This is a genomic window from Tepidibacillus decaturensis, assembly GCF_001561915.1.
Classification (GTDB): Bacteria; Bacillota; Bacilli; order Tepidibacillales; family Tepidibacillaceae; genus Tepidibacillus_B; species Tepidibacillus_B infernus.
In genome coordinates this window covers 1,421,210-1,427,209 of the sequence record NZ_LSKU01000001.1, presented here as the reverse complement: position 1 = coordinate 1,427,209, position 6,000 = coordinate 1,421,210, and the positions used below count along the sequence as shown (strand labels likewise).

The 6,000-nt window shown below is 38.1% G+C and carries 6 protein-coding genes and 1 pseudogene; all 7 read left to right on the top strand.

Annotation, left to right across the window (positions count from 1 at the left end):
* Positions 1-314 precede the first annotated feature (314 nt).
* Positions 315-2,531: pseudogene (gene fdhF / locus U473_RS06885) on the top strand (formate dehydrogenase subunit alpha); the annotation flags it as partial.
* A complete protein-coding gene (locus U473_RS06880; protein WP_068724718.1) occupies positions 2,506-3,063 on the top strand; it encodes a DUF1641 domain-containing protein in 558 nt (185 codons plus the stop codon). The pseudogene fdhF and the gene U473_RS06880, both read left to right, overlap by 26 nt.
* Positions 3,064-3,092: 29 nt before the next feature.
* Positions 3,093-4,049, top strand: a complete 957-nt coding sequence (locus U473_RS06875; protein WP_068724716.1) for a cation diffusion facilitator family transporter — start codon at positions 3,093-3,095, stop codon at positions 4,047-4,049.
* Positions 4,050-4,219: 170 nt separating this feature from the next.
* The gene (mraZ, locus tag U473_RS06870) at positions 4,220-4,651 is read left to right on the top strand and encodes a division/cell wall cluster transcriptional repressor MraZ (protein WP_068724714.1); all 432 of its coding nucleotides are present in this window, start codon (positions 4,220-4,222) and stop codon (positions 4,649-4,651) included.
* Between the two features lie 17 nt (positions 4,652-4,668).
* Entirely contained in the window at positions 4,669-5,601 is a 933-nt protein-coding gene (rsmH, locus tag U473_RS06865) for a 16S rRNA (cytosine(1402)-N(4))-methyltransferase RsmH (RefSeq protein ID WP_068724711.1), read from the top strand.
* Positions 5,602-5,613: 12 nt separating this feature from the next.
* Positions 5,614-5,739 carry a hypothetical protein gene (locus U473_RS15410; protein WP_268807437.1) on the top strand — a complete coding sequence of 42 codons (126 nt, stop codon included), beginning with the start codon at positions 5,614-5,616 and terminating at the stop codon, positions 5,737-5,739.
* Entirely contained in the window at positions 5,736-5,984 is a 249-nt protein-coding gene (gene ftsL / locus U473_RS14250) for a cell division protein FtsL (RefSeq protein WP_082732413.1), read from the top strand. Before U473_RS15410 ends, ftsL begins: the two co-directional genes overlap by 4 nt.
* The last annotated feature ends 16 nt before the right edge of the window (positions 5,985-6,000 follow it).

The window sequence follows — 6,000 nt, the reverse complement described above, 5'->3', positions numbered from 1 at the left end:
CTTGGAAACGATGGAAACGAATCCGGACACGCTTTGAAAACCTCAAGAAAGCAGGCGTGAGTGAGGAGCAAGCGTGGATGTGGGCGAATACAAGAAAAGGCTATTGGCGTATTGCCCATAGCCCAATCTTGACAAAAGCCCTATCCAACGAGCGATTTAAGCGGGTTGGATATCTTAGTTTTAGTGAGTGTTATTCTGCGAAGTGACGTGTAAACTTTGGAAGCGCCGTATACCGAACGGTACGTACGGTGCTGTGGGAGGTCGGCTGGTCAAATAAGGGCCAGCCTCCTACCCGATTGTATCCATTAATATGTGAAACTCGGATCAAGCGGACAAAAACCGTATGTACATATTGTGGGGTTGGCTGTAGTTTTGAAATCTGGACAAAAGGACGCAAAATTCTCAAAGTAGAACCGCATGTAGATGGTCCTGTTAACGGGATTTCTACTTGTGTTAAAGGAAAATTTGGTTGGGATTTTGTCAACAGTGAAGAAAGACTAACAAAACCATTGATCCGAGAGGGAGATCATTTTAGAGAAGCCACATGGGATGAAGCTTTAACCCTAGTTGCAACAAAATTTAGAGAGATCAAAGAAAAAAGTGGAGCAGATTCTTTGGCGTTTATCTCCTCATCAAAATGTAGTAATGAAGAGAATTATCTTTTCTAGAAATTCGCTCGATCAATAATCGGTACAAATAATGTAGATAATTGTTCAAGATATTGTCAGACACCTGCAACAACTGGTTTATTCCGTACGGTGGGATATGGCGGCGATTCTGGAACGATCCATGATATTGCTGAGAGTGACATGATCTTAATTATCGGTGCTAATCCCGCAGAATCTCACCCTGTTTTAGCTACACGAATCAAGCGAGCACACAAACTTCATGGCCAAAAGTTAGCAGTGATTGACTTACGGAAAAATGAAATGGCTCAAAGAGCAGACATTCATCTTCATCCAAATCCTGCCACAGATTTAGTGTTACTTTCAGCGATCACAAAATATTTGATTGACCAGGGCTGGGAAGATAAGGATTTCATCAACAACCGTGTGAATGGATATGAAGAATATAAAGCGTCCTTAAAAAAATTTACTCTTGAATATGCTGAAGAAATCACAGGAATCCCAAAAGAAGAAATCCTTAAGCTTGCTAACATGATTCATGAAGTGAAAAGCATGTGCATATTATGGGCGATGGGAGTTACTCAACACATGGGAGCTTCAGATACCAGTACGGCCATTTCCAATCTATTGTTAGTAACAGGAAATTATGGCCGACCGGGGACAGGAGCGTATCCATTAAGAGGACATAATAATGTCCAAGGAGCTTCTGATTTTGGTACAATGCCTACTTTTCTTCCTGGATATGAGCCTGTAGAAAATGAACAGGTTCGAGCTCGCTATGAACAAGCATGGGGAGTTAAGCTTCCTGAAAAACCAGGTTATGATAACCATCAAATGGTTGAAGGGATAGAAAAGGGCGAAATTAAAGCGATGTACCTGTTTGGAGAAGAAATGGGACTTGTTGATTCCAATGTGAATTATGTTCAAGGAAACTTTGAGAAGCTAGAATTCTTTGTCGTACAAGATATCTTTTTCTCAAAAACAGCTCAATTTGCGGACGTGGTACTTCCAGCCTCGCCAAGTTTAGAAAAAGAAGGAACCTTCACAAATACCGAGCGTCGGATTCAACGCTTTTATCAAGTATTTGATCCATTAGGAGATAGCAAACCTGACTGGTTGATCTTCCAAGAGTTGGCTAATAAGATGGGTGCCAATTGGCGTTATGATCATCCTTCTGAGATTATGGCGGAAGCGGCTAGTTTAGCCTCATTATTTGCAGGAGTATCTTACGATCGATTAGAGGGGTGGAATAGCAAACTCTGGCCAGTTAAACCAGATGGAACAAGTTCATTACGACTATTTGAGGAACGTTTTCCATTTAAGGATGGGAAAGCAAGATTCTTCCCGGTTGATTGGACACCACCTTTTAAACCAGGTAAAGGATTTGATTTACATCTGAATAACGGTCGTTTACTTGAACATTTTAACGAAGGAAATATGACCTATAAATCAGAGGGAATTACGCACAAAGTACCGGAACCATGGCTTGAAGTTTCCCCAGAACTAGCGAAGGAACGTGGGCTTAAGGATGGTACCTTGGTTCGTCTAACTTCCCCATATGGAAAAGTGGAAGTGAGAACACTCATCACTGAACGAGTCAAAGGAAAAGAACTCTACTTAACGATGAACTCAACAAAAGATAATTCCTCGGTGAACCATTTAACAAGTAGTTATCATGATAAGGTTACCCATACTCCTGCTTACAAGGAGATGGATGTAAAGATGGAAATCTTAGAAAAAGATGGAGAACCACCATTACCACGCGTGAATCACCGTTTTGGTCATCGTGTTCCTCAAATTGGGGTAAATGTAGAGGAAAAATGGAAGCGTTCAGATTATATCCCAATTCCTGAAATGTTAACGAATGGAGGGGATCAAAATGGCCCAAGCGATTACACGTATTAACAAGAAAGTTCCTAACAAGGCAGAAGAACGTGAACAATCCATTCAACAAATCCTTGAAAAAGTAGCGGAAAATCGAGAAACGATTTTTATTGCCTTAGATGTATTTAAAGGAATGAGCGATGCAGGGTTGCTTCAAATCGCTGATGGAATATTGAAAAATCGGCAAATGGTAGGAAAAATTGCCATTACACAAATGAATCAACCAGGTGTTCACCATTTGGTTAAAAATATCATACAAGGATTAAAATTCCTAGGGAGTCTTGACCCAGGGCAGGTGGAAACACTGTTAAATGGATTAAAGGGGTTAGCTAGAGGGCTTGAACGAGGGATGAATGAAGCTGGTGGCGAAAAGGCACCAAGTTTATGGACGATGTTAAAAGATGCAAGGGATTGGGAGTGTATTTCTTACCTTATGTTTTATTCCAAGAAATGCACGGACAACGGAGCACATTGGAATATACAAACTTTTTTTCATGGTTTCATCACAATTTTAAATGGAAAATGCTCAAGATTTTGTAGTATTCTATTATGAGTGATTCCAATCTGAGGAGTTGATTTGCGTTGTCTCATACTCATCATGTGGTTGAAACGAAGACAAGAGGAATTAATATTGCGTTTTGGTTGACATCTATTTTATTTATTGCTGAGATCATTGGTGGGTTGATCACGAACAGTTTAGCTATTCTCAGCGATGCATGGCATTTGCTTAGTGACATTCTTGCTTTAGGAGTAAGTTGGTTTGCACTTCGCCAAACAAGAAGGCCAGCTAATAAACGTTTAACCTTTGGCTATCATCGCGTAGGAATATTTGCAGCTTTCTTTAATAATGTTACATTAATTGGAATTTCATTTTATATTTATTATAAAGCGATTACCCGTATTTTTACACCGGAACCCGTTGGATCATTGGGAATGATCTATCTTGCTTTGCTTGGAGTCCTAGTAACAGGGACGATTGTTTTATTTTTAAAAAAAGAAAAACAAAACTTAAATGTAAAAAGTGCAGTATTGCATTTTGTTGGTGATGTCTTTTCCTATGCAGGAGTCATTATTGGCGGAGTATTATTACATTTCACTGGATGGCTTTGGATTGACCCTATGATAAGTATAATTTTTGCAAGTGTCATTTTACGAGGGGCTTTTCGTATGTTAAGGGAATCCATTCGTATCCTTTTAGAAGCCGTTCCAGAAGGGCTAAATGTGGATATGATCAAGGAGGTAATGGAACAAGTACCAGGGGTTCATGCTGTTCATGATATTCATGTTTGGGGGATTTCAGCAGAAGAAGTGATGTTAACAGCCCATGTGGTGGTGAAAAATCAACCCGTTTCAGAAGGGCATGATCTTTTACATGATGTAAAAAAAGCATTATATGAACATTTTCATATTTGGCATTCTGTTTTGCAATTAGAGACGATTCAATATCAAGAAACAGATCAAGCTCAGAAAAAATTTGATCCCAATTTATCGGCTGATCCACAAATAGGAATTAATATGGTGTTGATGAAGAAAAATTAGGTCTTTTGACTTATTTTTTTAACAAAAACCAAAAACAAGGTATAAAGTATTATTTTTTAAAAAAGTCCTGTAAATTAGCAGGATTTTTTTTATTTAAAGAATAACAAAATAAAAGTGGTGGATTGTGGTGTAAAGTGGATGATAATGGAGGGAAAATGGGGTGACTTGGCATGTTTATGGGTGAATTTCAACATAATATTGATGATAAAGGCCGAGTCATTATTCCTGCCAAATTTCGTGATGAATTAGGATCTACCTTTGTGATTACAAGAGGATTAGATAAATCCTTGTTTGTTTATACACAATCTGAATGGCAGCAAGTCGAACAAAAATTAAAATCGTTACCTTTTACTAGAGCTGATGCAAGAAAGTTTACTAGATTCTTTTTTTCCGGTGCTGTTGAATGTGAAGTAGATAAACAGGGAAGAGTAAGCTTACCACCCAATTTAAGGGAATATGCAGAACTGATAAAAGAATGTGTATTTATTGGTGTTTCTAATCGAGTAGAGATATGGAGTAAAGAATTATGGGAAAGCTATTATCAAGAATCAGAAGAGTCCTTTAATGAAATTGCTGAAAAGATTGTTGACTTTGACTTGTAATATTGGAGGCTATCTACATGTTTAAGCATACAACAGTACTATTATATGAGGCGGTAGATGGGTTAGATATTAAAGAAAATGGGATCTATGTGGATTGTACCCTAGGAGGTGCAGGTCACTCTATTTTAATTGCCTCTAAATTAGGTGAAGAAGGTAAATTGTTTAGCTTAGATCAAGATGATCATGCGCTTGAAGCGGCGAAAGATCGATTGCAAAAATATGGAGATCAAGTAACCCTGATCAAAACCAACTTTCGATTACTTAAACAGGTTTTAAATGAAAGAGGAATTTATGAGATAGATGGTGTGTTATTTGATTTAGGGGTTTCATCTCCACAATTGGATGAAGGAGAAAGAGGATTTAGTTACCATTATGATGCCCCGTTAGATATGCGGATGGATCAAACACAGGAGTTAACAGCAGAAATCATTGTTAATACCTGGCCTGAACAAGACTTAACGCGAATCATCTATCAATATGGCGAAGAAAAATTTTCACGCCAGATTGCAAAAAAAATTGTGCAACATCGTTCAGAAAAACAAATCAAAACGACGGGAGAGTTAGTAGAGTTAATTAAAGAAGCGATTCCAGCTCCTGCTCGCAGATCAGGCCCACATCCAGCAAGACGGACTTTCCAAGCGATTCGCATTGCTGTGAATGATGAGTTAAATGCTTTTGAACAGGCATTAAAGGATGCCATAGAAATGCTTAGACCTCAAGGAAGGGCCAGTGTGATTACCTTTCATTCCTTGGAAGACCGTATATGTAAAAAAGTATTTTCAGATTTTGCACAAGGTTGTATTTGCCCGCCTGACTTCCCAGTATGCACGTGTGGACAACAACCTGAAGTAAAGATCATTACCAAAAAACCGATTATACCAACGGAACAAGAAATAGCTGATAATCAAAGGGCACGTTCAGCAAAATTAAGAATAGCTGAAAAACTATAGGGGGAAAACTTCATGGCGATTTATACAAATGGCAACTTAGCTTATCAAACACAACAAAAATCACTTCCACATCAACAAAGAATTCGTAAGGTTAATAAAAAAGCCTTCCTGTTAAGGAAAAATTATTCTATTTACTGACGGTTCTATTTGTTGTTATTTTAGCAGGTTTTATCATTTCCGGTTATGCCCAAATTTCTGAATATAACTATTCGATTCAAAACCTAGAAAAATCGATTGCTAAAACCAATGAGGAGAATGATACTTTGCAACTAAAAATCGCTGAATTAAGTGCCCCAGAACGTATTATTAAGATTGCTCAAGAAGAACTTGGTATGGCATTAAATGAAGAGCAAGTCATTATATTATCGAAAACACTAAATTGAAGTAACTTTTAGGTGA

What these genes read in the sequence shown, in the direction of transcription:
- U473_RS06880 (WP_068724718.1), top strand. Translation starts at nt 2,506, where the DNA reads ATGGCCCAAGCGATTACACGTATTAACAAGAAAGTTCCTAACAAGGCA.
- mraZ (WP_068724714.1), top strand. Translation starts at nt 4,220, where the DNA reads ATGTTTATGGGTGAATTTCAACATAATATTGATGATAAAGGCCGAGTC.
- rsmH (WP_068724711.1), top strand. Translation starts at nt 4,669, where the DNA reads ATGTTTAAGCATACAACAGTACTATTATATGAGGCGGTAGATGGGTTA.
- U473_RS15410 (WP_268807437.1), top strand. Translation starts at nt 5,614, where the DNA reads ATGGCGATTTATACAAATGGCAACTTAGCTTATCAAACACAACAAAAA.